The following is a 26,321-nucleotide window of genomic DNA, read 5'->3' on the forward strand; positions in this document are numbered from 1 at the left end:
GTCACGGTGTCGCCGCGGCGCTGTCGGCCACGGCATGAAGCAGATCCAGATCGTGTTGGCTGAGCTCGCGCCAGGCGCCTTTGCCCAGCTCGCCCAGCGGCAGCTGGCCGATCGCCACGCGTACCAGGCGCAGCACGGTGATGTCCAAGGCGGCCAGCAACCGGCGGATATGCCGGTTGCGGCCCTCCTCCAGCACGATTTCCAGCCAAGCGGTCTTGTCTCCGCTGCGCAGCAGCGTGGCGCGGCGCGCGCGCAGCCATTCGCCCTCGTCCTCGATGCCGGCGCACAACGCCTGCAGCTGCGCGGCGTCGGGGATGGCATCGATCTGGACGTGATAGGTCTTGTCCGGACCGGTGGCCGGATCGGTCAGGCGCGCGGCCCACTGCGGATCATTGCTGAAGAGCAACAGGCCTTCGCTGGCCTTGTCCAAGCGCCCGACCGGCGCAATCCACGGCAGCCCGGCATCGTCGAAGCAGCGGTAGACGGTGTCGCGGCCGCGCTCGTCCTGCGCGGTGGTGACCAGGCCGCGCGGCTTGTTCAACAGCAGGTACACGCGCTTGGGGGCGTCCAGCGGCTGACCATCGACGCGCACGTGGTGGCGGCCGTCGATGATGGGAAATTCGGGGTTGTTGATGACACGGCCATCGACCGTGACCCGGCCCTCGGCGATCCAGCGCGCGGCTTCCGTGCGCGAGCACAGCCCGGCTTTGGACAGTACCCGCGCCAGGCCATGGCGCGGTGCGGTCGGGGTGGCGCTGGAGGCGGTGCTGCGGCTGCCTGTTGCGGGGCTCGCACGCCGCTCGGGGCGGCGTGGTCGGGACGCGTTCGCGGCGGGTGGCCGGCGTGTCGTCATCGTGCTCCGCTCAGGCGGCTTACTTCTTGTCCGCCGGCTTGGTCTCAGCCGGGGCTTCGGTGGCGGCGGCCGGGACGGCAGCCGGTACCGGGCGCGCCTTGACCACGCGCACACCGCGCGCCTTCATCCAGGCGTCGAACTCTTCGGCGGTCATGCGCTTGCCGTTCTGGCTCATGTCAAAGCGCCACGGCGTGTTGTCGAACTCGGTCTGCGGCTTGTAGGCGGCCGGATCGTTCGGGTTGATCACCGGTGCGCTGGGGATCGCCTTGGCGATGTTCTGGCAGCCGTCGATGCGCAGGCGCTGCAGCACGCGGTCCAGCGACTGTTCCTGGTCGAAGTTGGAGGTCAGCACGCCGGCAGGCATGCCCAGTTGCACGTTGCGGATGTACAGCTCTTCGGCCACCGGTGCGATCGCGGTGGCTGGCAGCGGCAGCGGTGATGCGCTGACAGGTGCCGAACAGTCCACGGCAGCGTGGGCGGTGGGAACCAGGGCCAGGCCAAGCGCGGCGGCCAGTGCAAAACGCTGCATGGGATGCATCCAGGAAGGGGTCGACGCGGCGAGTTTAACAGCGCCACAACGTCTTTCAAGCGCCACCTTCAATGAATACGGCAACTTGTTGGATTTATTGTTGATTTCTCTGTTTCTGGCCAACCAGAGGCAAAAAAAAACAGGGCCCGGCAATGCCGGGCCCTGCTGATGAGACTGTACTGCCAGAAGGATTAGTTCTGGACGTTCAGCTCGGTACGACGGTTCTTGGCGCGACCTTCCGGGTTATCCGAACCATCCGGGTTGGTGTTCGGCGCAATCGGGCGGCTCTCGCCGTAACCGATCGGACCGACCAGACGCGAAGCGTCAACGCCGTTCTGGGTCAGGTAGTTGTACACCGAGGTAGCACGACGCTCGGACAGCTTCTGGTTGTAAGCGTCGGTACCCTTGGAATCGGTGTGACCGGCCACTTCAACGCGCAGATCCGGGTAACGCTTCAGGATTTCCGAAGCTTCGCTCAGGATCGCAACCGCGTCCGGACGCAGGTTCGACTTGTCGAAGTCGAAGTTCACGCCCTTCAGATCGATCGACACCGGGACCGGGCAACCGTCCGGACCGATGGTCTGGCCAGGCTGCGAGTTCGGGCACTTGTCGTCGCAGTTGTTGACGCCGTCACCGTCGTCATCCAGGTCGGCGCAGCTCGGGGCAACCGGAGCCGGAGCCGGCACGGCAGCAACCGGGGCCGGGCCCAGCGGGATCACGACGCCGACCGAAGCCAGCACGTCGCCGAACCAGTCTTCGCTCGGAGCAGCAACGCTCTGGTCGTCGAAGTCAGCGCGGTAGGCCACTTCGGCACGCACGGCGACGCGCTTTTCGAAGGTGGTCTGCAGACCGACGCCGAGCTTGGCGGCGAAGTTGCCGTCCTTGCGCTCACGCGGACCGTTGGTGTTCAGCGCTGCGTACTCTTCTTCCGACTTCTGGTAGCCCAGACCGAACAGCAGGTACGGGTTCCAGCCGCGGCCTTCCTGGATGAAGTGGCGACGCAGGTCGAGCGACGCGCCGTACTGGCTCCAGTTCAGATCCTGGTTGGCATCGAAGTTCGGGTTCTGGTAGTTCAGCTCGCCGTCCAGCGACCAGTTGGGGCTGATGAACTTACCGAGGCCCAGGGTAACGAACGGAGCGTCGTTGGTCAGACGGTCGCTATCCTGGAAGTTGAAGCCGGCCGAACCGGTCAGGTACCAGCGGTCGTCAAAATCCTGCGCCGATGCAGCCTGGGCGAAAGCCAGACCGCCCAGCAGCGCGGCAGTAAGGATCTTCTTGTTCATTGAGTACAGCTCCTATTTCGGGGGTATGAAACCGGTAGAGGCATGGGCCAGCACTACTGCGTCGTTTTCAGACTGCCGATTCAGCACGCCACCGCCGCGAACATTATGCTCAGGCGAGTGAAGGTGATGTTAACAGTCACGTAACATGTGAAGACGACCGCCAGACCTCTACCGGGTCCAGCTGGTGGCACCCTATACAGGTTGATGAAATTCCGCAAGACCCAGCAATGACAAGGGTTTTGCCTAATTCAGGCGACGTCGCGACACATTTTTCACGTTAGGGTTCAAATCGCGATGGCGCCTTGATTCAGCGCAAAAACAGGGACGGCGTGATCCGTATGATGGGGAGGATTCCCCCGTTCCGGAGCCGACATGAAAGCCGTGGGATTGACCCAGTATCTGCCGATTGAAGACCCCGCCGCGCTGCAGGACGTGAATGTGGCGCCCCCCGGCGCGCCAGAGGGGCGCGACCTGCTGGTGCGGGTACACGCTGTTTCCGTCAATCCCGTGGATACCAAACAGCGCGCGCCGCGCGCGCAGCACGAAAACCCGCCGCGGATCCTGGGCTACGACGCGGCCGGTGTCGTGGAAGCCGTCGGCCCGGAAGTCAGCGCTTTCGCGCCCGGCGATGAGGTGTATTACGCAGGCGATGTCACCCGCCCCGGTTGCAATGCGCAGTACCAGTGGGTGGATGAGCGCCTGGTCGGGCGCAAACCCACCACGCTGGATTTCGCCGAGGCCGCGACGTTGCCATTGACCACGCTGACCGCCTGGGAGCTGCTGTTCCAGCGCATGCCGCTGCAGTTCGAAGATCGCCGCCATCGCGGCCAGCATCTGTTGATCATCGGCGGTGCCGGCGGCGTCGGTTCGATGGCGATCCAGCTCGCGCGCCATGCAGGCTTCACCGTGATCGCCACCGCGTCGCGCGAGCAGAGCCGTGCGTGGTGCCTGCAGATGGGCGCCGACCACGTGATCGATCATCGCCAGCCATTGGCGGCGCAGCTGCAGGCGCTGGGGATCACGCAGGTGCAGGTCGCGCTGAACCTGGCCGACACCGACCACTACTGGGACGCGCTGGGCGAACTGCTGGCCCCGCAGGGGCATGTGGGGCTGATCGTCGAACCCCGTGGACCCCTGCGGATCGGCGATCCCTACAAAGCCAAGTGCATTGGCATCCATTGGGAATTCATGTTCGCGCGCTCGCGCTTCCAGACCGCCGACATGATCGAGCAGCACTGCATCCTGGGCCGCGCCGCCAGCCTGATCGACGCCGGTGAGCTGCGCACCACCGCGCACACGCACCTGGGTACGATCAATGCGGCGAACCTGCGCGAGGCGCACCGGCGGCTGGAAGGCGGCGGGGTGATCGGCAAGCTGGTGCTGTCGGGCTGGGCGTAACCGGCGCGGCAACGTGTCAGCGCACATTCGCGGTCATCTGTATCTGTCGGCGCGGCCCGGCGCCGCCTACATTCAGTGGCCCTTCCGGTGACATCGCCATGCCCACTTCCCTGCCCCTGCGCCTGCTGCAACTCCTGCTTGGTCTGTTCCTGTATGGCTTCGGTGCGGCGGTGATGATCCGCGCCGCGATCGGCGTGGCGCCCTGGGATGTGCTTTCGCAGGGCATCGCGCTGCAGACACCGCTCTCCTTCGGCGTGGCCACCAATGTGATCGGCGCGCTGGTGCTGCTGCTGTGGTGGCCGATCCGGCAGAAGCCGGGCCTGGGCACCGTGCTCAACGTGCTGCTGATCGGCCCCAGCGCGCAGTTCGGGCTGTGGCTGCTGCCGGAGGTGCACGGCCTGGCCTGGCAGATCCCCATGTTCCTGTGTGGCCTGCTGCTGGTCGCGCTGGCCACCGGCCTGTACATCGGCGCGCGCTTCGGCCCGGGCCCGCGCGATGGCCTGATGACCGGCCTGCACGCCCGCAGCGGCTGGCCGATCTGGATCGTGCGCAGCGCGATCGAAGGCACCGTGCTGCTGATCGGCTGGTGGCTGGGCGGCAATGTCGGTGTCGGCACCCTCGCCTTCGCCCTGCTGATCGGCCCGCTGTGCGGCATCACGCTGCCGCTGTTCGGCATCCGCAAGCCCGCCCCGGCAACCGTCACCCCATAACGGGCCTCCGCACCGACCGGCGGTCGGTGCGTGGCAGGACACATGCGCTTGCTCTTCAGGGGCTTTCGCGGCACCCTGCGGGCTTCCGTACGCAAGCGTATCCACATGTCGCCAGCCGCTGAATCCGCCGCCTATCCGCATCTGTTCGCCCCGCTCGACCTGGGTTTCACCCAACTGCGCAACCGGGTCCTGATGGGGTCCATGCACACCGGTCTGGAAGACCGCGCGCGCGATTTCCCGCGCCTGGCGGCGTATTTCGCCGAGCGGGCGGCCGGCGGCGTCGGCTTGATCGTCACCGGCGGCTTCGCCCCCAACGTGGTCGGCTGGCTCAAGCCGTTCGGCGGCAAGCTGTCCTGGCCGTGGGAGGTGCGACCGCATCGCCAGGTCACCCGGGCCGTGCACGACAACGGCAGCAGGATCTGCCTGCAGCTGCTGCATGCCGGCCGCTACGCCTACCACCCCCTGTCGGTGGCGCCTTCCAAGCTGAAGGCACCGATCAACCCGTTCACCCCGCGGGCGCTGTCCGCGCGCGGCGTGGACCGGCACATCGCCGATTACGCGCGCAGCGCCCGGCTGGCCCGCGAGGCCGGCTACGACGGCGTCGAGGTGATGGGCTCGGAAGGCTATCTGATCAACGAATTCATCGCGCCACGCACGAACCAGCGCAACGACCGCTGGGGCGGCGACGCGGCGCAGCGCATGCGCTTTGCGGTGGAGATCGTGCGCCGCATCCGCGAGGCCTGCGGGCCGGACTTCATCATCATCTACCGGCTCTCGCTGGTGGATCTGGTGCCCGACGGCAGCAACTGGGCCGAGATCGTGCAGCAGGCCCAGGCCATCGAGGCGGCGGGCGCGACCCTGATCAACTCCGGCATCGGCTGGCACGAGGCGCGCATCCCCACCATCGCCACCTCGGTGCCGCGCGGCGCCTTCGCCGGGGTCACCGCCAAGCTCAAGCCGCATGTGCGCGTGCCGGTGATCGCCACCAACCGCATCAACATGCCCGACGTGGCCGAGCGCATCCTCGCCGCGGGCGGCGCCGACATGGTTTCGCTGGCGCGGCCGCTGCTGGCCGACCCGCAGTGGGCCAACAAGTCGCGCGCCGGCCGCCCGGAGGCGATCAACACCTGCATCGCCTGCAACCAGGCCTGCCTGGACCACGTGTTCGAGAACAAGACGGCCAGCTGCCTGGTCAACCCGCGCGCCGTGCACGAGACCGAGCTGGTCTACCGCCCGACCACCGCGCCGCGCCGGATTGCCGTGGTCGGTGCCGGCCCGGCCGGGCTGGCCTGCGCGACCGTGGCTGCCGAGCGCGGCCACGCGGTCACGCTGTTCGATGCCGGCAGCGAGATCGGCGGGCAGTTCAACGTCGCCAAGCGCATCCCGGGCAAGGAAGAATTCCACGAGACGCTGCGCTACTTCCGCCACAAGCTGGACGAGACCGGTGTCGATGTGAGGCTGGACACCGTGGCCGACGTGGCCGCGCTGGCCAACTTCGACGAGGTGGTCATCGCCACCGGCATCACCCCGCGCCGGGTCGATTTCCCCGGCGCCGACCATCCCAAGGTGGTCACCTACCTGGACGTGCTGCTCGGCCGGGTCCGGGTGGGCGAGCAGGTCGCGATCATCGGCGCCGGCGGAATCGGCTTCGATGTCGGCGAGTTCCTGGTCCACGAGGGCCCCTCCTCGGCGCTGGACCCGGCACGCTGGATGGCCGAATGGGGCGTGGACCCCAGCTTCGAGGGCCGTGGCGCGCTGGCCAGGCCGGCGCCGGAGCCCCCCGCGCGCAAGGTGTGGCTGCTGCAGCGCAGCCCGGGCAAGCCCGGCGCCCGCCTGGGCAAGACCACCGGCTGGATCCACCGCGCCACGCTCAAGGCCAAGGGCGTGAGCATGCTCGGCGGCGTGGAGTACCTGGGCGTGGACGACAGCGGCCTGCGTATCCGCGTGGAGGGCGAAGAACAGCTGCTGCCGGTGAGCCATGTGGTGGTCTGTGCCGGGCAGGAACCGCGCCGTGATCTGCACGCCGCGCTGCAGGCCGCCGGCATCACCGCACAGCTGATCGGCGGTGCCGATGTCGCCGCCGAACTCGATGCCAAGCGCGCGATCAATCAGGGCAGCCGGGTCGCCGCTGCACTCTGAGCCGGGATTGGATCAGGGTCTGATGCCGGTCCGAGCGGACCTGAATACGGGGCTGAACCGCCGATTCAGCCCCACCTCCCAACCTGAATGTCAAGCTTTCGGGTTCAGGATGTATTGGGAAATCCCCCCCTATCGTGCGCCAACTTTCCCGCTCACCACCCAGTTCGAGTGAGCGCGCGGACCCCACGTCTTGTTCGGGTCCGCCCCCGGGCGGCCCCGATGGCCGCCTCCCCATGACGCCAAGTCGTATCCCACGCCCCGTCCGCACGATCGGATGGACAGCCAGGTGCGGCCCACACGGAGCAAGGAGATTTATGAAACTGGCCTGGATTCTCTGGCTGTCACAGTTGTTGCCGCAGCCTGCCGCCGATTCGTTGTGCCTGAGCACGACCGTCTACCTCGAAGCGCGTGACCAGACCCTGCGCGGCCAGCAAGCCGTTGCCGAGGTGGCCCTGCGCCGGCTGGACAGCGGTCTGTGGGGCGACTCGATGTGCCAGGTGGTGACCGCGCGCAAGCAGTTCGCCCCGACCATCGTCGCGCCCGGCACCCAGCTCGGCAACGCCGATGCCTGGCAGGAAGCGATGACCGTGGCCTTCGATGCCGAGCGCAACTGGGCCCTGCCCGCCGGTGAGCGCAAGGAGATCGTGCCCGGCGCGAGCCACTTCGCCGCCATGGCGATCGCCAACCCGAGCTGGCGCAACGCCTACCAGGTGGCCACCATCGGCGACCACACGTTCTACCGCGTGCAGAAACTCAAGCCGCGCGCGTCGTAACGATCTGTTACGGCCATACCGTTGAGGATGAAGGGCCAGCTCTGGAATAGTGGGCGGCTCACCTTCCACCGATCCGCAACGGAGTTCCGATGAAGCTGTACAGCAAGCCCGGAGCCTGCTCCACCGCCGACCACATCGCCCTGCAGTGGACCGGCCAGCCGTTCGAGGTGGAACTGCTCGACAAGGACACCCTGAAGGCACCGCCGTTCCTGGCCATCAATCCGGCCGGTTCGGTCCCGGTGGTGGTCGATGGCGATTTCGTGCTGACCCAGAACGCGGCAATCATGGGCTATATCGCCGATACCCACCCGCAGGCCGGCCTGACCGGCGATGGCAGCCCCAAGCAGCGCGCCGAAGCCACCCGCTGGCTGTCCTTCGTCAACTCCGACCTGCACCCGGCGTTCAAGCCGCTGTTCGCGCCGGGCGCCTTCATCGAAGACGACACCCAGTACGACGCGCTCCGCGCCGCCGCCCGCAAGCGCCTGCGTGGCCTGTTCGAGCGCGCCGATGCGCAGCTGGCCGATCGCCCCTGGCTGGCCGGGTTCCGCAGCTTCGCCGACCCCTACTTCTACATCACCCTGCGCTGGGCTGCGGGCGCAAAGATCGACCTGAGCGGCCTGGACAACCTCGCCGCCTTCAACCAGCGCATGGAGGCTGATACCGGCGTGCAGGCGGTGCTGAAGGCCGAAGGCCTCCTGTAGAGCCACCCCATGGGTGGCTGCAGGCGGTCCGGCCAGAACAGACGCGTCCGGCCGGACAAGGAGCCACGCATGGCGTGGCTCTACCCGATCGTACGTACCACAGTGCCCTCGGCATCGCGCAGTTCGCTCGGCTCCACCACTACCTGCAGCGCCGGCCAGCCCGGGATCGCATAGGTCCCGCGGCGTGGCATGACCGTGGCAACCAGCGCCTGCACCGTGGCCGGGGCCAACTGGCAGTCCAGCGCATCGGCGTCGACCACCAGCGCATTGACCGCCGCTGGCGACAGCGTGATCTGCCGGTCATTGCCGACCAGCGTCAACGGCTGCCCGAACAGCAACCGCGCTGGCAGCAGCGCGAGCAGCGATTCCACCTGGCGCGCGCCCAGCGTCAGGGTCAACTGCTGCCCAGCGCCCTCGCCCTGCACCGACCAGGCCAGCTTTTCCAGGAACAGATAGGCCGTCTGCGAGCCCTCGCGTGCCGCCCCCTCTGCCACGGCGGCAGCCAGTGCCGGGTCGCCCAGCAGCGAGCCACGCGCGATGTCGGTGATCCACAGCGGCATCCTGGGCAGCAGCGTCTCGAGCACGCCGGTGGTCGACCAGCGCTTCACCGCCTCCATCTCGTCATCGGTCAGCCCGATCACCTGCAGGAACTCCAGCGAACCGTTGGGCGTCTCGCGCGGGGGCAGCTGCGGGTCGCGCATGAAGGCGACGTGCCGCAGCAGCGTATCGGTATCGGCGGCGATCGGCCCGCCCGCGTTGAGGTAGTGGCCCTGCTGGAACACCTTGCCGTTGGCGAACACGTAGCGCGCCAGGTTCTGCAGGAAGTTCATCGCCCACGCTGGTGGCTCGCTGCCCGCTTCGGCGGCCACCCGGAAGCTCAGCTCGAACCCGTAGCCACTGGTGGCCGGATCATCGCTCTCTTTTTCATACAGTTCGGAGAAGCCGTAGCTGACGAAGTGCCAGTGCGGCAGCGGCGCATCGTTCCAGTACGCGCTGATGCCGTCCAACGGGTCCTCACCGCCCAGCAGCGAGCGCAGCACCGGGCCGTAATGCTGCGGCGCCTGCGTGGGATACACCGCCTTCAACGCCGCATCGATGGCATCCCACCCGGGTGCGCCGTCGTCCTCGATCTCATCCACCATCACCGCTCTCCAGCCACAGAATCAGCGCGCATTCTAAACACCGCGCTGGCTGACTGCCGTGGAGGCCTCGGCTCAGGCGACCACGGGATCGGCCTGCACCAGCGCGCGCGTTTCGTCGAGCCAACGGTTGGCCAACGCCGGGCTTTTCGCCTTGCTGATCGCGGCGGCCATGTCCGGCCACAGCTTCTCGAGGCTGCCGGCATCGGTACAGCGCTCCACTTTCAACTGCATGAAATAGCCCTTCAGACCGAGATGCCTGCGCACCGATTCGCTCATCCAGTCGTACAGTCGCCTGTACAGGTCCGGATCCTGCTCGCGTCCGGCGGTCAGGGCCGCAGCAACAACCGGCGCGACACTGCCGCCGACGATCTCGATCAGGCCCTGCGCGGACAACTGCGCGAGCGCGTCCTCCGGTGCACGCAGGCCCGGCAACAGAGCGGTCAGCGCAGTGTCATCGCGCTGACCATCCACCATCAGCAGAATGGAGCGCAGCGACGGCGGCAGGCGCCGTGCACGGTCCTCGATTTCCTGACGGCCAGCGGCCGTCTTGGCATGGATATACGCCATGTGTTCCCCCTCACGTGGTGCATCACCGCGCGTGGCACCCGGCCATTCGCCGATGCGTACGCGCCCCCTTGCGATCTTCCAGGCCGATGCGCATCACGGGCCGCGCGTGGCGCGCCGTGTCCCCAGCGCGCGGCGTCGGGCCGGTGAGGCCTGCAACGATCGCCTGCGCAGCTTACCGGAGCGCTCCGCTTGCCGGTAATGCGCTGCAGCATGGTCCTGAGCGGTGGCACGGTAGGCGTTGAAGGCCCGCCCTCGGGGGAAGGCGGACCGTGGGGACGCGTGGGGCACGCCAGGACGACGGCCGGTCAGTTGCCCAGCGCGCGCCGGATCTCGTCCAGGGCCGCCGGGTCGTCCAGGGTCGACAGATCGCCCGGGTCACGTTCCTCGGCCAGTGCCTGCAGCGAGCGCCGCAGCAGCTTGCCTGAGCGCGTCTTGGGCAGCGCGTTGACGATATGGATGTGCGCCGGCCGTGCGACCGCGCCCAGCGTGCCACTCACCCGCTGCATCATCTCGGCCACCACGGCACTGCCGTCGCCTTGAAGGGCCTGCTTGAGGGTGACGAACACCAGCGGTACCTGGCCCTTGAGTTCGTCCTTGACCCCGATCACGGCAGCCTCGGCCACCAGCGGATGCCCGGCGATGCACTCTTCGATCTCACGCGTGCCCAGCCGGTGGCCGGCCACGTTGATGACGTCATCGGTGCGGCCAAGGATGAAGGTGTAGCCATCCTCGTCCTGGATCGCCCAGTCGAGCGAGCTGTAGAGCAGTTCCTTGAAGTGGCTGAAATAGCTCTGGATGAAGCGCGCATCGTCCTTCCACACGGTGGTCATGCAGCCCGGCGGCAGGGGCGGAATCATCACCAGCACGCCCTTCTGCCCCGGCGCGACGGTGTCACCGGTGTTCTCGTCGATGACCTTCATGCGATAGCCGAGATTCGGGAAACCAGGCGAACCGAAGCGGACCGGCTTCATGTCCACGCCCGGAAGCAGGGTCAACGCAGGCCAGCCGGTTTCGGTCTGCCAGTAGTTGTCGATGATCGGCTTGCCGAGTGCGTCGTTGATCCAGTGCGCGGTGGGTTCATCGAGCGGTTCACCGGCAAGGAAGACGTACTTCAGCGAGGCCAGATCGTGGCGGCGGATGAAGTCCGCATCGTGCTTCTTGAGCACGCGGATCGCCGTGGGCGAGGAGAACAGCGTGCGCACGCCGTACTGTTCGCACAGCGCCCACCAGATGCCCGGATCGGGACTGGTCGGCAGCCCTTCGTACAGCAGCGAGGTGCAACCGCCGATCAGCGGGCCGTACACGTTGTAGGAGTGCCCGACCGCCCAGCCCACATCCGAGGTGGAGAACATCACCTGGCCGGGCTTGCAATCGAACACGGTCTCCATCGACTGCGCCATCGCCACCGCGTAGCCGCCGACGTCGCGCTGCACGCCCTTGGGCTTGCCGGTGGTGCCGGAGGTATACAGCAGATAGCTCGGCTCGCTGGATTCCAGCCACACCACCGGCACATCCTGGTCGCCCACCTCGGCGCGCAACGTGGCGTAGTCCACGTCGCGGCCGGGCACCTTCGGCTCGGCCGGGTCCAGCCCGCGCGAGACGATCAGCACGTGCGGCGGCGGCGAAGCGGCTTCGGCGCAGGCGGCATCGACCATCGCCTTGTAGGGAATCACTTTGCCACCGCGCTTGCCGGCATCGGCGGCGATCAGCAGCTTGGGTTCGGCGTCGTCGATGCGCAGTGCCAGGTTGTGCGCGGCGAAGCCACCGAACACCACCGAGTGGATGGCACCGATGCGCGCGCAGGCCAGCATCGCGAAGACTGCCTCGGCCATGTTCGGCATGTAGATCACCACGCGATCGCCGCGCTGCACGTCCAGCCGCAGCAGCACGGCGGCGAAGGCATTTACTTCGCGGTGCAGCTCGCGGTAGGTGATCTCGCGGGTGACGCCGGTTTCACTGGAGACCGCGACCAGCGCGAGCTGGTCGGGGCGATCGACCAGATGGCGGTCCACCGCGTTGTAGCAGAGGTTGGTTTCCCCGCCCACGAACCAGCGCCGGAACGGCGGGTTGCTGTAATCGAGGATCTGCTGCGGCGGCGTGTGCCAGTAGATGCGCTGGGCCTCTTCGCCCCAGAACGCCTCGGGTTCATCGACCGAACGTCGATAGACATCTTCGTAACGCATGACAGCCCTCCCAGACAAAGTCATGGGATCGAGCATAGTCCGATGGTGAGGCACGGGCCGTCCGACCTTGGTCGTAGGGCCGATCGGTGGGTCGGGCGCTGGGCCCCCATACCCTTTCCGGCGAATGTCCCCCGGCGTCGGCCTGCGGCCGCCCCCTCCTCCTTTATTTCGCCTACAAGGGTATGGGGGCCCAGCGCCCGACCCACCGACCGCCGCGGAGGAAAAGACTCAGCACGCGCCTCTACCTGCACCGCCCATGGGCGAAGAACCAAAAAAAAACGCCGGGCAATGCCCGGCGTTTCTTCCATCAGGCACCGACCAACGGCCAGCACCTGTCGCGGCGTGCGATCAGCCCAGCAGGTGGGCGACGCCGGCGCGCTCTTCTTCCAGCTCGGCCAGGGTCTTGTCGATGTACTTCTGGCTGAAGTCGTCGACCGGCAGATCCTTGACCAGGGTGTACTCGCCGTTCTCGGTGGTGACCGCGAAGCCGAAGATCACGCCTTCCGGAATGCCGTAGGAGCCGTCGGACGGCACGCCCATGGTGACCCACTTGCCGTTGCTGCCCAGCACCCAGTCACGGATGTGGTCGACGGCGGCATTGGCGGCCGAGGCTGCCGAGGACGAGCCACGCGCTTCGATGATCGCCGCGCCGCGCTTGCCCACGGTCGGGATGAAGGTCGATGCGTTCCATTCCTGGTCGTTGATCGCCTCGGCGATGGAGGCACCATCGGCGGTGGCGAAACGGTAGTCCGGGTACATGGTCGGGCTGTGGTTGCCCCACACGATCAGCTTTTCCATGCCACCGACCGGCTTGCCGAGCTTGGTCGACAGCTGGCTCAGCGCGCGGTTGTGGTCCAGGCGCAGCATGGCGGTGAAGTTGCGCGGGTTCAGGTCCGGCGCCGACTTCATGGCGATGTAGGCGTTGGTGTTGGCCGGGTTGCCGACCACCAGCACCTTGACGTCACGCTTGGCGACCTTGTTCAGCGCCGCGCCCTGGGCGGTGAAGATCTTCGCGTTTTCCAGCAGCAGATCCTTGCGCTCCATGCCCGGGCCGCGCGGACGCGCGCCGACCAGCAGGGCGATATCGGCATCCTTGAAGGCCACTTCGGCGTCATCGGTACCGACCATGCCGGCCAGCAGCGGGAAGGCGCAGTCTTCCAGTTCCATCATCACGCCGCGCAGGGCGGCCTGGGCCTTGTCGACCGGCAGCTCGAGCAGCTGCAGGATGACCGGCTGGTCCTTGCCCAGCATGTCGCCGGAGGCGATGCGGAACAGCAGGGCGTAGCCGATCTGGCCGGCGGCGCCGGTCACGGCAACACGAACAGGTGCTTTCATGGGGATTTCCTCTGCTAAGAATCGTAAAAACGGCCCCCTTCACAGGGGGCCGTCGGGATCGGATCAGGCGCTGGGGATCAGCTTGTTCCACTCCGCCACGCGCTCGGCCTGGGCGGCCAGCACGGCGTCGGTGTCGCCTTCCAGGGTGATCGAATGGATCACATCGCCCTGCTTGACCGAGTCCACGATGGCCTGGCCGTCCAGGACCTGGCCGAACACGGTGTGCTTGCCGTCCAGCCAATCGGTCTTGATGTGGGTGATGAAGAACTGGCTGCCGTTGGTGTTCGGGCCGGCATTGGCCATCGACAGCGAACCGACCTGATGCTTCACGCCATTCTTTTCATCTTCGAACTTGTAGCCCGGGCCGCCGGTGCCACGACCCTGCGGGCAGCCGCCCTGGATCATGAAGTCGGGGATGACGCGGTGGAAGATCAGGCCGTCATAGAACCCGCGCTTGACCAGGTTCACGAAGTTGGCGACCGTCAGCGGGGCCTTGTCGGCGAACAGCTCGACCTTGATCGGGCCCTGGGTGGTGTCGAAAGTGGCGATGAGGGACATGCAAATCCTTGGGGTACGGGGGTTTGTCGTTAGCCCCATAGGATACACCGCGCCCCCTGACCAACGGGCGCCTGCTGGACAAACGCGTCGCCACGCGCCCAGGCACCTCCGCGCCGGCACGGACACGCTTTGCTGAATGCCTCAGGGACGGCGGTCGTGCCGGCCGTTGGCCAGCAGCCAGGCAAAACCTGCCGGGGATCACGGGGTTGCCGGCCAGCGGCCGGCACTACCTGAATGCCCGTCCGGCAAGGCTTGCGAGGCACTTTTCGCGATTGGTCATCTTGGCCGTATAATGTTGGACTTCTTTTTCCAAATCCGGCGCCGACTGGCCCCCTTTCGCATGTCTATCGAAAATCTTCGCAACATCGCCATCGTCGCCCACGTCGACCACGGTAAGACCACCCTCGTCGACCAGCTGCTCAAGCAGTCCGGCACCCTCTCCGAGCGCACCGTGCTCGCCGAGCGCGTGATGGACAGCAATGACCAGGAAAAGGAACGCGGCATCACCATCCTGGCCAAGAACACGGCCATCACCTGGGAAGACAAGAAGACCGGCATCAAGAACCGGATCAACATCGTCGACACCCCGGGACACGCCGACTTCGGCGGCGAAGTGGAGCGCGTGCTGTCGATGGTCGACACCGTGCTGATCCTCGTCGATGCGATGGACGGCCCGATGCCGCAGACCCGCTTCGTGACCCAGAAGGCCTTCGCGATGGGCTTCAAGCCGATCGTCGTGGTCAACAAGGTCGACCGTCCGGGCTCGCGTCCGGATTGGGTGATCGACCAGGTCTTCGACCTGTTCGACAAGCTCGGCGCCACCAATGAGCAGCTGGACTTCCCGATCGTCTACGCCTCGGCCCTGAACGGCTACGCCGGCCTGGAAGACACCGTGCGCGACGGCGACATGACCCCGCTGTACGAAGCGATCATGCAGCACGCGCCGAAGCCGGAAGTGGACCCGGAAGGTCCGTTCCAGATGCGTATCAGCCAGCTGGACTACAACAACTTCGTGGGCGTGATCGGCATCGGTCGCGTGCAGCGCGGCACCCTGAAGAAGAACATGCAGGTCGCGGTGATCGATCGCGAAGGCAAGAAGCGCAACGGCAAGGTCGCACAGGTGCTGGGCTTCCTGGGCCTGGAGCGCATCGAGCAGGACACCGCCGAGGCCGGTGACATCATCGCCATCTCGGGCATTCCGGAGCTGACCATCTCCGACACCCTGTGCCACCCGGATACCCCGGAAGCACTGCCGGCGCTGACCGTCGATGAACCGACGATCTCGATGACCTTCCAGGTCAACAACTCGCCGTTCGCCGGCAACAAGGACCTGTCCGGTGGCAAGTTCCTGACCAGCCGCCAGATCAAGGACCGTCTGGACCGCGAGCAGGTCCACAACGTGGCCCTGAAGGTGGAACAGCTGGAAGACGCCGACAAGTTCCTGGTCTCCGGCCGTGGCGAACTGCACCTGTCGGTGCTGATCGAGAACATGCGTCGTGAAGGCTACGAGCTGGCCGTGTCGCGCCCGGAAGTGATCATCAAGCAGATCGACGGCCAGGCCATGGAGCCGATCGAACAGCTGGTGGTGGACATCGAAGAACAGCACCAGGGCGGCGTCATGGAAAAGCTGGGCACCCGCAAGGGCCAGCTGAAGAACATGGAGCCGGACGGCAAGGGCCGTGTGCGCCTGGAGTACCAGATCCCGGCCCGTGGCCTGATCGGTTTCCAGAACGAGTTCAAGACCCTGACCCAGGGTTCGGGCCTGCTGTTCCACGTGTTCGATCATTACGGCCCGAAGGAACAGGGTTCGATCGCCAAGCGCCAGAACGGCGTGATGATCGCCAATGCTCCGGGTGCCACCCCGGCGTACTCCCTGGGCCCGCTGCAGGAACGCGGCAAGCTGTTCGCTGCTGAAGGCGACAACGTGTATGAAGGCCAGCTGGTCGGCATCCACTCCAAGGACAACGACCTGACCGTCAACGCGATCAAGACCAAGCCGCTGACCAACATGCGCGCTTCGGGCAAAGACGATGCGATCCAGCTGACCCCGGCGATCAAGTACTCGCTGGAGCAGGCCCTGGACTTCATCGAAGACGACGAGCTGGTCGAGATCACCCCGAAGGAAATCCGCCTGCGCAAGAAGGGCCTGACCGAAAGCGACCGCAAGAAGGCATCGCGCGGCGGCTGATAGGACCCTGTCGTGACCGACAAGCCCTACAACCCGGATCCTCACAAGCATCCGGGGCTTCACCTGATCGCCTTGCTGGAAGCCAGCAAGGCGGTTCTGGCGCTGTTGGCTGCGACCGGGCTGGAAATGCTCGGCCCGCAGCCCCTGCGCGATGCGGTCAATGCCCTGATCCGCCGGTTCAGTCTGGACCCGGATCACGGCACCCTGCCCTCGCTGCTCAACATGATCAGCCCCGATGCCGTGCATCTGGCGGCGGCTGCGATGGTCGCCTATGGCGTCCTGCACCTTTTCGAGGCCTGGGGCCTCTGGCGCGCCAAAGCCTGGGCCTCCTGGCTGGGCTGCGTCACCGCCGGCATCTACCTGCCGTTCGATATCTACGCCATTCTCCGTCACCCGGGCTGGGCCTCGTGGTCGGTGCTGGTGATCAATCTGATCGTGGTCGGCGTGCTCGCCCGCGATATCCGCAAACGCCATGGCAAGGCCGCCAACGCGGCTTGAGTTGCCAAGCGCCGTCTGTGCTGGTTAGCCTGTCGGCCGGTTCGGGGGGACAGGCATGCGCCTGACACTGACATCACTGATGCTCATCGCACTGGCCGGCTGCAGCCCGGGCCCGGCGCCCCTGCACGCCCATGAGTCGCCTGCCGCGGCACCGCCCACCAGCGCGCCGATTCCCTTCGCCTACGCCGAAGCCGACATCGCCGATCTGCAGGCGCGCATGGCCAGCGGCGAGCTGGACAGCGTCACCCTGGCCCGCGCCTACCTGGACCGCATCGCCCGCCTCGACCGCGCCGGCCCGCGCCTGCGCGCGGTCATCGAGCTCAATCCGGACGCACTGCGCGAGGCCGCCCAACTGGATGCCGAGCGCCGCCGGGGCCAGCTCCGCGGCCCGCTGCACGGCATCCCGGTGCTGCTCAAGGACAACATCGGCGCCAGCCCCATGAGTACCACCGCCGGCTCGCTCGCACTGGAAGGCTTCCGCCCCGACGATGCGTTCCTGGTCAAGCGGCTGCGCGCGGCCGGCGCGCTGATCCTGGGCAAGACCAACCTGAGCGAATGGGCCAACTTCCGCTCCAGCCAATCGGTCTCTGGCTGGAGCGCGCGTGGCGGACAGACCCGCAACCCGTATCGACTCAGCCACAGCCCCTGCGGCTCCAGCAGCGGCAGCGCGGTGGCGGTGTCGGCCAATCTGGCGGTGGCTGCGATCGGCACGGAAACCGATGGCAGCATCGTCTGCCCGGCCGCCGTCAACGGCGTGGTCGGGCTGAAACCGACCGTCGGCCTGGTCAGCCGCGAAGGCATCCTGCCTATCTCCTTCAGCCAGGACACCGCCGGCCCGATGGCGCGCAGCGTCGCCGATGCGGCGGCCCTGCTGACCGCCATGGCCGGCCGCGACGAGGCCGACCCGGCCACCGCGACCATGCCCGGGCGCGCGGTCTACGACTACACCTCCCGCCTGAACGCCGATGGCCTGCGCGGCGCGCGGGTCGGCGTGCTGTATGGCGACCTGATGCAGAAGCCAGGCATCGCCCCGGCCCTGCAGCATGCCGTGGCCGTGCTGCGCGACGCCGGCGCCACCGTGGTACCGGTGCAGCTGCCGACCCAGGGCCAGTGGCAGGACGCCGAACGCATCGTGCTGATGCACGAGTTCAAGGCGGGGCTGCAGCGCTACTTCACCACCTACCAGGCCCCGGTGCGCAGCCTGGAGGACGTGATCGCCTGGAACCGGCAGCACGCGGGCAAGGAGCTGGCGCTGTTCGACCAGGACCTGATGGAAACCGCTGCCGCCATGGGCGGGCCGGGCACCCCGGCGTACATCCGCGCACGCAGTGACGCACGCCGCCTGGCCGGCCCCGAGGGCATCGATGCGGTGCTGCGCGAGCAGAAACTGGATGCGCTGGTGGCCCCGACCACCGGCGTGGCCTGGCCGATCCGGCCGGGCAGTGGCGATGACTTCCCGGGCGAGAGCTACAGCGCTGCCGCCGTGGCCGGCTACCCGAGCCTGACCGTGCCCATGGCGCACGTGAACGGCCTGCCGCTGGGCCTGCTGTTCATGGGCACCGCGTGGAGCGAGCCGCGCCTGATCGAACTGGGCTACGCCTACGAGCAGCGCACGCGGGCGCGCCGCCCACCACGCTTCCAGACCGACAGTCTGCTGACGAACGCCGTCGCGCCCTGACGGGCGTGTACCGACCAACGGTCGGTACCTACCCGATAACGTACGCCCCTGCCCAGGCAATCCCGGCCTTGGCATGCCCCGCCTCGGTGATTCCGGCCGTTCGTGCGCCCCGCCTCGGTAGTGCCGGCCGCTGGCCGGCAACCACGCAATCCCGGCACAGGGTCCATGCGTTTGCCGGCCAGCGGCCGGCACTACCGGGATGCATCGCCCGGGTCCGGCAGGATCGCCGGCTCACCATCCTCGGCCCCGGGCGAGCGCACATCCTCGGCCGGCTGCGAGCGCGGCCGGCGCGTCGGCGTCACTTCCTGGTTGAGCTCGGCACGGGTGCGCGGCAGCGCCTGCGGATGCTCGCGCGCCAGGAAATCGAGCATCCGCTCGCGCACGATGCAGCGCAGATCGAATGCATCGCCGGAGTTGCGCGCGCTCACCAGCAGGCGCACCTGCAGGGTGTGCTCGCTGGTTTCGGTCACCTGGGTTACGCAGACCTGGCCGTCCCACAGTGCCTCGCCTTTGCAGATCCGCTCCAGTTCAGCGCGGATCGCCGGGATCGGCGCGGTGTAATCCAGCCACAGGAAGGCAGTGCCAAGCAGGTCCGCACTGCGCCGTGTCCAGTTCTGGAACGGGTGCTCGATGAACCACGTCAGGGGCACCACCATCCGCCGCGCATCCCAGATCCGCACCACCACGTAGCTGCTGTTGATCTCCTCCACCCGGCCCCACTCACCTTCCACGATCACCACATCGTCCAGCCGGATCGGCTGGGTCAAGGCGATCTGCAGGCCGGCGATCAGGTTGCCGAACACCGGCTTGGCCGCGATACCGGCGACCAGGCCGATGATGCCGGCCGAGGCCAGCAGCGCGGTGCCGATCTGGCGCACCATCGGGAAGGTCAGCAGGATCAGCGAGACGCCGACCAGGATGATCGCGCCCATCAGCACGCGGCTCAGCACCCGGGTCTGGGTCTGGATGCGACGCGCTTCGAGATTGTCGGCCACCTCCATCGGGTGGTCGCGCAGGATCGCCTGCTCGCCGGCAGCGACCGCGCGCACCAGCAGCCAGATGAAGCAGCCGGTCAGGCCAATGTGCAGCAGGCGCAGTGACTGATCCAGCCAACGCCCGTGCAGCGGCGTGGCTTCCAGCGCGGGAATCAGCAGCAGCAGCGGCAGCGCGAACGCCAGCGGCCGGCTGATCACGCGCGCGATGCGGGCGCGGCGGTAATCGCGGTTTTTCAAGCGCCGCGTCAACGCCATCAGCAACCACCAGCCCGTGATGCCGATCACCAGTGCGATCGAGATCGGCCATAGATACAGCGCTGCCTGCTGCCAGTCCACGGTCACTGCACGCTCCTGTGTTCTTCGCAAGGAAGTCCACAGGATGCCGGTACCACCATGACCAGGGTGTCAGACGAATGTAAGGTGCGTGTCGAGGACACGCCCCCGGGTCAGTCGGCGTAATGCGCCTGCTTGCGCACGATCGCCATCGCGATCTCCAGCGACTGCTCGTAGTTCAGGCGCGGATCGACGGAGGAGCGGTATGCACGCTCCAGGTCGCGTTCGGTCAGCTCGCGGGCGCCGCCGGTGCATTCGGTCACGTCCTCCCCGGTCAGCTCCAGGTGCACGCCGCCCAACCGCGTGCCGGCCGCGGCATGCAGATCGAAGGACATCTCGACCTCGCCACGCACATTGTCGAAACGGCGCGTCTTGTAGCCATTGCTGGTGCTCTCGGTATTGCCATGCATCGCATCGCACACCCACAGCACGCGTCGGCCATCGCGCTTGACCGCATTCAACAGCGGCGGCAGCTTCTCGGCGATCTGAGCCGCGCCCATGCGGTGGATGAAGCTCAGGCGGCCCGGTTCGTCATCGGGGTTGAGCACATCGATCAGGCGCAGCAGCTGGTCCGGCTGCACGGACGGGCCGACCTTGATCGCGATCGGATTGCGCACGCCACGCAGATATTCCACGTGAGCGCCATCCAGCGCCGCGGTGCGCATGCCGATCCACGGGTAGTGCGTGCTCAGGTTCAACCAACCCTGCTGGCGCGGCACCTGCCGGGTCAGCGCCTGCTCGTAGGGCAGCAGCAGCGCTTCGTGCGAGGTGTAGAAGTCGATCCGGTTGAGGTTGTACACCTGCGTGCCGGACAGCGTTTCCATGAAGCGCACCGCGTCGCCGATCGAGGACACCATCTTCTGGTAATCGGTGGCCAGCGGCGAATGCCGCACCCACTCCAGGTTCCAGTACTCGGGGTGGTGCAGATCGGCGAAGCCGCCATCGATCAGCGCCCGCACGAAGTTCATCGTCATCGCCGAATGCGCATGCGCCTGCAGCATCCGGCGCGGGTCCGGCAGACGGGCAGCTTCGGTGAATTCCGGCGCATTGATCACGTCGCCGCGGTAGCTGGGCAGGGTCACGCCGTCGCGGGTTTCAGTATCGGCCGAGCGCGGCTTGGCGTACTGCCCCGCGAAACGCCCGACCCGGATCACCGGCTTGCGCATGCCGTGCACCAGCACCAAGCTCATCTGCAGCAGCACCTTGAGCCGGTTGGAGATGGTGGTGGATTCGCAGTCGCTGAAGTTCTCCGCGCAGTCACCGCCCTGCAGCAGGAAGCGCTTGCCTTCTTGGGCATCGGCCAGCTGCTGCTTGAGCGCCAGGATCTCCCAGGAGGTCACCAGCGGCGGCAGCCGCTTGAGCTCGTGCAGCGAGGCATCCAGCGCCAGCGGGTCCGGGTAGGTCGGCATCTGCAGCGCCGGCTTGCCACGCCAGCTCTCCGGCGACCAGGCAGCGTCGACGGCGGTCGCGGCGGGATCGGCTACGGGGGGGGCGGACAGGCTCATCACGGACTTCCGGGGTGTGGGGCCGGTCATGGTCGCAGAGCGCGCCGCCGCCGCAAAGGGCTGGGCCGGCCTGCGTGGCTGAACACCGGTCAACAGGCGCGGCGATCGGCCAGATCGCGCATGGTCCAGCGGCCGCGGACAGGCGCATGATTTGTTATGGAGTAACACTTGCCAGGCCGGCCCCTCCCCCTTTGCCCAGCCAAGCCATCCTCATGAAGCGCTCCCTGCTTGCTACCGGTATTGCTGTTTCCCTGGCCTTTACCAGCCTGCCCGCCCTCGCCGCCGCCCCTGCCAACGCCACCCCCGCCGTCACCGATCTGGATGCCGTCACCGTCAGCGCCCAGCTCGACCAGGCGCGTAACGCCCTGTCGCCGGATATCGGCAGCAGCCAGTACCAGATCACCGCCGAAGACATCCAGAACCTGCCACTGGGCGCCTCCACCCCGTTGAACCAGGTGCTGCTGCAGGCACCGGGCGTGGTCCAAGACTCGTACGGCGGCGTGCACGTGCGCGGCGACCACGCCAACCTGCAGTACCGGCTCAACGGCGTGCTGCTGCCCGAATCGATCTCCGGCTTCGGCCAGACCCTGGACGCCCGCGCGATCAAGAGCCTCCGCCTGATGGATGGCGCCCTGCCGGCACAGTTTGGCGAGCGCACCGCCGCCGTGGTCGACATCACCACCCGCAGCGGCGCCGAGCTGGGCAATGGCGGCAGCGCCGGCCTCACCGCCGGCTCCTACGGCAAGGTCAACCCCAACGCCTCGTGGTGGGGCAGCCAGGGCCCCTGGAGCTGGTACCTGACCGGCAACTACGACCAGAACCAGATCGGCATGGAAAATCCCACCGCCTCGCGCCGGCCGGACCACGATGACACCCACCAGGGCAAGGCGTTCGCCGACCTGACCTACCTGGTCAACGACGCCACCCGCCTGAGCCTGTTCGCCGGCTTCTCCAACAACCGCTTCCAGATTCCGGTCAACCCCGGCCAGAGCCCGCAGTTCGGCTACCTGGATACGGTGAACGCCGACTCGGCCGCGCTGGACGAAAACCAGCGCGAGACCACCCGCTTCGGCATGCTGGTGCTGCAGGGAACAGTGGGCGACACCGCCTACCAGGTCTCGGCCGGCCAGCGCTACAGCGACCTGTCCTTCGACCCGGACCTCGCCGGCGACCTCATCTTCAACGGCGTGGCCTCGCAGGTGGAGCGCAGCAATCGCGCCAACAGCGTGCAGGCCGATTTCTCCACGCCGCTGGGTGAGAACCACACGCTGCGCTATGGCTTGTACGTCAACGCCGAGCGCGCCCGCGCCGGCAGCGACACCTGGGTCTTCCCGGTCGATGCCGACGGCCAGCAGGCCAGCACGACGCCGCTGCGCATCCTCGACGCCAATGCCTTCAACGCCACCACCACGGCTGTCTACCTGCAGGACGAATGGCGCCTGGGCGACGACTGGACGATCAACTACGGCCTGCGCGGCGACCGTTACAAGGCCTTCAGTGGCACCGAGGGCCAGCTCAGCCCGCGCCTGGGCGTGGTCTGGAACGCCAGCGACAGCACCACCGTGCACGCCGGCTACTCGCGCTACTTCACCCCACCGGCCAGCGAACTGGTGGCCAGCAGCGACATCGCCCTCTATGAGGGCACCACCAACCAGCAACCGGCCGGCGGCAGCACGATCCCGCTGTCCGAGCGCAGCGATTACTACGACATCGGCGTCTCCCAGCAGATCGGCGATCACCTCACCCTCGGCCTGGACGCCTATGACCGCAAGGTCGACCGGCTGCAGGACGAAGGCCAGTTCGGCGCCGCCTATATCTACTCGACCTTCAACTATCGCTACGGGCATATCCACGGCGTGGAATTCAGCGCCGACTACAGCAATGGCCCGCTCAGCGCCTACGTCAACGCGGCCTACAACAAGGCCATGGGCAAGCAGGTCATCACCGGCCAGTACAACCTGGATCCGGAAGCACTGGCCTATGTCCAGGACAACTGGATCCACCTGGACCACGACCAGAAACTGACCTCCTCCGGCGGCATCAGCTACGCCTTCGCCGGCCACAATCGTCTTGGCGCCGACTACGTCTTCGGTAGCGGCCTGCGCTCGGACGCCGACGGCGTCCCCAACGGTGGCGAACTCCCCGCCTACCTCCAGCTCAACCTGAGCGCCGGCCACGACTTCAACGCCGACAGCGGCCACCCGCTGCACGCACAGCTGGCCCTGGTCAACGCACTGGACCGCAGCTACCAGCTGCGCGACGGCGGCGGGATCGGCGTCTTCGCCCCGCAGTGGGGCCCGCGCCGTGGCGCCTACCTCAGCCTGCAGCAGGACTTCTGAGCGGTGCCCTGACACCTTGCGACCGGATCAGGCCGGGAACATCCAGACCTGACCGCAGCCTCCGACCTGGCCGCGCAACGCGTGCCAGGCCGGGGACGGCCGGATGCGACCTCAGTGGCGGCGACGCGCACGGAACGCCGTCACCAGCGCCCACAGCGCCAATGCCGCGAACCACACCAGGCTCCACATCGGCATCGTCAGGCCCAGGAACTGCCAATCGATGTTGCCGCAGTTGCCGGTACCGGTCAGCACCGTGCGGAACACCTCGAACGGCCCCATCGTCTCGCTGAGGAAGCTCAACGGTGGCCCGCAGCTCGAGCCCATGTCCTGCGGCAGCAACTGCACATACACATGGCGCCCGGCAATGCCGATACCGACAGCCGCCGCGATGAAGGCCAGCACGCCATACGTCTTCCGCCCGGCCGGATCACCCGGACCGTGCAGCGCCCCGATCAGGAACAGCAGCCCCAGCGCCGCGAACGCGATCCGCTGGAAGATGCACAACGGGCACGGCTCCAGCCCCATCTTCAGCTGCAGGAAGATCGCATACCCCAACAGCGCCGCGCAGACCAGGAACCCCAGCAGGAACTGGGCGCGGAAACTCCAACGCAATGGATTCATTGCCAACACTCGTGAAAGTCCAGGCGCCAAGATTAACAGGGCCGTGACCGCCCACGTCCATGCGCAGCTGCCGACCATCGGCGCCACCGGCCGGACAGCGAGTTCCGTGCAGCACGCCGAACCACACGAACGTGGCGATGGTGCCGAGGAGCCGGCCAGCGGCCGGCACTACCCACGCGTCGAGACCGGCACGTGCTGCGCTTTACCCCCATGCGCACCGATCCGGTGTGCAGGCGTTCCCGCCAACCTGCCCGCGCCAACGCCCCACCCCCACCCGCAGCGCCACGCTCTTGCCGTCATCAAACCCCAGAAACGGAAAAACCCGGCACAAGGCCGGGTTCTTCACCGAATAACAGGTACAGCTCGAAGATTACTCTTCGACGGCTTCAGCCACAGCAGCCGGGCGATCGACCAGCTCCACATAGGCCATCGGCGCATTGTCGCCAGCGCGGAAACCGCACTTCAGCAGACGCAGGTAGCCGCCCGGACGGTTCGCGTAACGCGGGCCCAAGGTGGTGAACAGATTGCCAACGGCTTCGTTGTCGCGCAGGCGAGCAAACGCCAGACGACGGTTGGCAACCGAATCAACCTTGGCCAGGGTGATCAGCGGCTCGGCAACGCGGCGCAGTTCCTTGGCCTTCGGCAGGGTGGTCTTGATCAGCTCGTGCTTGAACAGCGACGCGGCCATGTTCTTGAACATTGCTTCGCGATGGGCGCTGGTGCGGTTGAACTTGCGACCGGACTTCATATGACGCATGACGGTGATTCCTGAAGTGAATGTTGGATCGGTTGGGTATCGCTGTCGCCATCCTGGCGTTGCTGCTTGGACTGCGGATGGTCCGGTGCCAGCCGTCCTGGCTGGCCGTCACCGCAGGCTATCGACCTGTCGGTGCGGGGTGTTGCCGGTGAAGCCCCCGCACCCGAAGGTGCGGGGTCAAGCATCTTGCGTAGCGCTGGATCAGCCGAGCATGCCGTGCTGGGCGACACCGGCCGGCGGCCAGTTCTCCAGCTTCATGCCGAGCGAAAGGCCGCGCTGTGCGAGGACTTCCTTGATCTCGGTCAGCGACTTCTTGCCGAGGTTCGGGGTCTTGAGCAGCTCCACTTCGGTCTTCTGGATCAGATCGCCGATGTAATAGATGCTCTCTGCCTTGAGGCAGTTGGCCGAACGCACGGTCAGTTCCAGGTCGTCGATCGGGCGCAGCAGCACCGGATCCACGCCGTTGTTGGCCGGCTTGGCCGCACCGCGGTCGCGGTGGGTGAAGTCACCGAAGACCGACAGCTGATCGCTGAGGATGTCGGCGGCAGTGCGCACGGCTTCCTCGGCATCGATCGTGCCGTTGGTTTCGATGTCCAGCACCAGCTTGTCCAGATCGGTACGCTGTTCAACGCGGGCCGCTTCCACCGAATAGGCGACGCGACGGACCGGCGAGAACGAGGCGTCCAGGACCAGACGGCCGATGGCACGGGTTTCTTCATCCGGACGACGACGCGCGGCCGCCGGCTGGTAGCCGAAACCACGCTCGATCTTCAGACGCATATTGATTGCCGTGTCCTTGGTCAGGTGGCAAATGATATGGTCGTTGTTGAGGACTTCGACGTTGTGGTCCAGCTTGATATCAGCAGCGGTCACGACACCCGGACCCTGCTTGGACAGCGACAACGTAGCGTTGTCACCGGTATGCATGCGGATGGCCACGTCCTTCAGGTTGAGCAGGACTTCCAGCACGTCCTCCTGCAAGCCTTCGAGCGTGGTGTACTCGTGCAGTACGCCATCGATTTCGACTTCCGTGATGGCGAAGCCCGGGATGGACGACAGCAGCACGCGACGCAGGGCGTTGCCCAGCGTATGCCCGTAACCACGCTCCAAGGGTTCGATGACGACCTTGGCGCGGGTATCGGTAAGGCGTTCGATCTGCGGACCGCGAGGACGCAGAACCTGGTTGGCGGTAACCGTCATGTTGCGGGTTCTCCTGCGAACCTCCGGTGTGACCCG

At 66.9% G+C, this 26,321-nt stretch carries 22 protein-coding genes; 9 read left to right on the plus strand and 13 right to left on the minus strand.

The window, feature by feature from the left end:
* Window position 1 precedes the first annotated feature (1 nt).
* The 3 genes from PV764_RS09470 to PV764_RS09480 all read right to left on the minus strand — a co-directional run bounded on the left by PV764_RS09470 (window position 2) and on the right by PV764_RS09480 (window position 2,665).
* The gene (locus PV764_RS09470; RefSeq protein WP_070473739.1) at window positions 2-853 is read right to left on the minus strand and encodes a pseudouridine synthase; all 852 of its coding nucleotides are present in this window, start codon (window positions 851-853) and stop codon (window positions 2-4) included.
* A gap of 19 nt (window positions 854-872) precedes the next feature.
* Window positions 873-1,382, minus strand: a complete 510-nt coding sequence (locus PV764_RS09475) for a hypothetical protein (RefSeq protein WP_046272397.1) — start codon at window positions 1,380-1,382, stop codon at window positions 873-875.
* 191 nt (window positions 1,383-1,573) lie between these two features.
* Window positions 1,574-2,665: an OmpA family protein gene (locus PV764_RS09480; RefSeq protein WP_019185837.1), complete on the minus strand. Its 1,092-nt coding sequence runs from the start codon at window positions 2,663-2,665 to the stop codon at window positions 1,574-1,576.
* 372 nt (window positions 2,666-3,037) lie between these two features.
* Here PV764_RS09480 and PV764_RS09485 point away from each other — a divergent pair, with 372 nt between their 5' ends.
* The 5 genes from PV764_RS09485 (at window position 3,038) to PV764_RS09505 (ending at window position 8,386) form a co-directional block, all read left to right on the plus strand.
* On the plus strand, window positions 3,038-4,063 hold the full coding sequence (locus PV764_RS09485) for a zinc-binding alcohol dehydrogenase family protein (RefSeq protein WP_421116526.1): 1,026 nt from the start codon (window positions 3,038-3,040) through the stop codon (window positions 4,061-4,063).
* Window positions 4,064-4,161: 98 nt separating this feature from the next.
* On the plus strand, window positions 4,162-4,773 hold the full coding sequence (locus PV764_RS09490) for a YitT family protein (RefSeq protein ID WP_399622123.1): 612 nt from the start codon (window positions 4,162-4,164) through the stop codon (window positions 4,771-4,773).
* 105 nt (window positions 4,774-4,878) lie between these two features.
* Window positions 4,879-6,912 (plus strand): FAD-dependent oxidoreductase, encoded by a 2,034-nt coding sequence (locus tag PV764_RS09495; RefSeq protein ID WP_019185841.1) that lies wholly within the window; start codon window positions 4,879-4,881, stop codon window positions 6,910-6,912.
* 314 nt (window positions 6,913-7,226) lie between these two features.
* Window positions 7,227-7,685: a cell wall hydrolase gene (locus PV764_RS09500; protein WP_019185842.1), complete on the plus strand. Its 459-nt coding sequence runs from the start codon at window positions 7,227-7,229 to the stop codon at window positions 7,683-7,685.
* A gap of 89 nt (window positions 7,686-7,774) precedes the next feature.
* On the plus strand, window positions 7,775-8,386 hold the full coding sequence (locus PV764_RS09505) for a glutathione S-transferase family protein (RefSeq protein WP_019185843.1): 612 nt from the start codon (window positions 7,775-7,777) through the stop codon (window positions 8,384-8,386).
* A gap of 80 nt (window positions 8,387-8,466) precedes the next feature.
* On the opposite strand, the gene PV764_RS09510 is transcribed toward PV764_RS09505, so the two are convergent.
* The 5 genes from PV764_RS09510 to PV764_RS09530 all read right to left on the minus strand — a co-directional run bounded on the left by PV764_RS09510 (window position 8,467) and on the right by PV764_RS09530 (window position 14,171).
* Window positions 8,467-9,528 carry a suppressor of fused domain protein gene (locus PV764_RS09510; RefSeq protein ID WP_019185844.1) on the minus strand — a complete coding sequence of 354 codons (1,062 nt, stop codon included), beginning with the start codon at window positions 9,526-9,528 and terminating at the stop codon, window positions 8,467-8,469.
* A 72-nt stretch (window positions 9,529-9,600) separates the two neighbouring features.
* Complete coding sequence (locus tag PV764_RS09515; RefSeq protein ID WP_046272399.1) at window positions 9,601-10,095, minus strand: hypothetical protein; 495 nt, start codon at window positions 10,093-10,095, stop codon at window positions 9,601-9,603.
* 305 nt (window positions 10,096-10,400) lie between these two features.
* Window positions 10,401-12,278: a propionate--CoA ligase gene (prpE, locus tag PV764_RS09520; protein WP_070426694.1), complete on the minus strand. Its 1,878-nt coding sequence runs from the start codon at window positions 12,276-12,278 to the stop codon at window positions 10,401-10,403.
* 348 nt (window positions 12,279-12,626) lie between these two features.
* Window positions 12,627-13,613, minus strand: a complete 987-nt coding sequence (locus PV764_RS09525) for a malate dehydrogenase (protein ID WP_019186175.1) — start codon at window positions 13,611-13,613, stop codon at window positions 12,627-12,629.
* Window positions 13,614-13,676: 63 nt separating this feature from the next.
* Window positions 13,677-14,171 carry a peptidylprolyl isomerase gene (locus PV764_RS09530; RefSeq protein WP_319623797.1) on the minus strand — a complete coding sequence of 165 codons (495 nt, stop codon included), beginning with the start codon at window positions 14,169-14,171 and terminating at the stop codon, window positions 13,677-13,679.
* A gap of 340 nt (window positions 14,172-14,511) precedes the next feature.
* Between PV764_RS09530 and typA the strand changes: the two genes are divergently transcribed.
* From typA to PV764_RS09545, 3 genes are read left to right on the plus strand one after another with little or no spacing between them, the layout of a single operon-like run.
* On the plus strand, window positions 14,512-16,359 hold the full coding sequence (gene typA, locus PV764_RS09535; protein WP_026070244.1) for a translational GTPase TypA: 1,848 nt from the start codon (window positions 14,512-14,514) through the stop codon (window positions 16,357-16,359).
* Window positions 16,360-16,371: 12 nt separating this feature from the next.
* Entirely contained in the window at window positions 16,372-16,857 is a 486-nt protein-coding gene (locus PV764_RS09540) for a DUF2127 domain-containing protein (protein ID WP_019186172.1), read from the plus strand.
* 55 nt (window positions 16,858-16,912) lie between these two features.
* Entirely contained in the window at window positions 16,913-18,535 is a 1,623-nt protein-coding gene (locus tag PV764_RS09545; RefSeq protein WP_421116527.1) for an amidase, read from the plus strand.
* 191 nt (window positions 18,536-18,726) lie between these two features.
* On the opposite strand, the gene PV764_RS09550 is transcribed toward PV764_RS09545, so the two are convergent.
* Window positions 18,727-19,872, minus strand: coding sequence for a mechanosensitive ion channel family protein (locus tag PV764_RS09550; protein WP_399622140.1), 1,146 nt, complete (start codon window positions 19,870-19,872; stop codon window positions 18,727-18,729).
* 104 nt (window positions 19,873-19,976) lie between these two features.
* On the minus strand, window positions 19,977-21,368 hold the full coding sequence (locus PV764_RS09555; RefSeq protein WP_019186169.1) for a class II 3-deoxy-7-phosphoheptulonate synthase: 1,392 nt from the start codon (window positions 21,366-21,368) through the stop codon (window positions 19,977-19,979).
* 212 nt (window positions 21,369-21,580) lie between these two features.
* On the opposite strand from PV764_RS09555, the gene PV764_RS09560 reads away from it, so the two are divergent.
* Window positions 21,581-23,707, plus strand: a complete 2,127-nt coding sequence (locus PV764_RS09560) for a TonB-dependent receptor (RefSeq protein WP_421116528.1) — start codon at window positions 21,581-21,583, stop codon at window positions 23,705-23,707.
* 111 nt (window positions 23,708-23,818) lie between these two features.
* Here the strand turns inward: PV764_RS09560 and PV764_RS09565 are convergent, their stop codons facing one another.
* From PV764_RS09565 to PV764_RS09575, 3 genes are all read right to left on the minus strand, one after another.
* The gene (locus tag PV764_RS09565; RefSeq protein WP_399622147.1) at window positions 23,819-24,328 is read right to left on the minus strand and encodes a disulfide bond formation protein B; all 510 of its coding nucleotides are present in this window, start codon (window positions 24,326-24,328) and stop codon (window positions 23,819-23,821) included.
* 370 nt (window positions 24,329-24,698) lie between these two features.
* Window positions 24,699-25,085, minus strand: a complete 387-nt coding sequence (gene rplQ, locus PV764_RS09570; RefSeq protein WP_019186166.1) for a 50S ribosomal protein L17 — start codon at window positions 25,083-25,085, stop codon at window positions 24,699-24,701.
* Between the two features lie 201 nt (window positions 25,086-25,286).
* The gene (locus PV764_RS09575) at window positions 25,287-26,285 is read right to left on the minus strand and encodes a DNA-directed RNA polymerase subunit alpha (RefSeq protein WP_019186165.1); all 999 of its coding nucleotides are present in this window, start codon (window positions 26,283-26,285) and stop codon (window positions 25,287-25,289) included.
* Window positions 26,286-26,321 lie beyond the last annotated feature (36 nt).

The organism is Stenotrophomonas sp. AS1 (assembly GCF_048957655.1).
Taxonomy (GTDB): domain Bacteria; phylum Pseudomonadota; class Gammaproteobacteria; order Xanthomonadales; family Xanthomonadaceae; genus Stenotrophomonas; species Stenotrophomonas bentonitica_A.